The following is a 763-nucleotide window of genomic DNA, read 5'->3' on the forward strand; positions in this document are numbered from 1 at the left end:
AGGGAGTCACTCAAGATTACAGTGAAGCATTTAAGTGGTATAAGTTGGCGGCTGAACAAGGAAATGCTGATGCTCAATTAAATCTTGGCTACCACTACTTTAAAGGTGAGGGAGTCACTCAAGATTACAGTGAAGCATTTAAGTGGTATAAGTTGGCGGCTGAGCAAGGAGATGCTGATGCTCAATTAAATCTTGGTGGCCTCTACATTAAAAGCGAGGGAGTTACTCAAGATTATGTTCAAGCGTTTAAGTGGTTTAAGTTGGCGGCTGAGCAAGGGAATGCAAAAGCTCAATATAAACTTGGCTACCGCTACTTTAAAGGCGAGGGAGTCACTCAAGATTATAGTGAAGCGTTTAAGTGGTATAAGTTGGCGGCTGATCAAGGAGATGTATACGCTCAATATAATCTTGGCTACCACTACTTTAAAGGTGAGGGAGTCACTCAAGATTATAGTGAAGCGATTAAGTGGTTTAAGTTGGCGGCTGAACAAGGGGATGCTGATGCTCAATTAAATCTTGGTGGCCTCTACATTAAAGGCGAGGGAGTCACTCAAGATTATGTTCAAGCGTTTAAGTGGTTTAAGTTGGCGGCTGAGCAAGGGAATGCAAAAGCTCAACTAATTCTTGGAATCCAGAACTATACAATAGGAATATTTACTAAAGATTACAGGCGAGCGATTAGGTGGTTTAAGTTGGCGGCTGATCAAGGGGATGCTAATGCTCAACTCAAGCTTGGTGATCTCTACTACGATGGAAAAGGATT

1 protein-coding gene is annotated in these 763 nt (G+C 42.2%); it reads left to right on the forward strand.

Annotated elements, in window-relative coordinates; translation table 11 throughout:
* On the forward strand, positions 1 to 763 hold a 763-nt coding region (locus QM538_04895), incomplete at both ends, for a tetratricopeptide repeat protein (protein MDI9347820.1).

The sequence above is a fragment of the Candidatus Methylacidiphilales bacterium genome (assembly GCA_030054035.1).
In the GTDB taxonomy this organism is placed as follows: Bacteria; Pseudomonadota; Gammaproteobacteria; order JASGCS01; family JASGCS01; genus JASGCS01.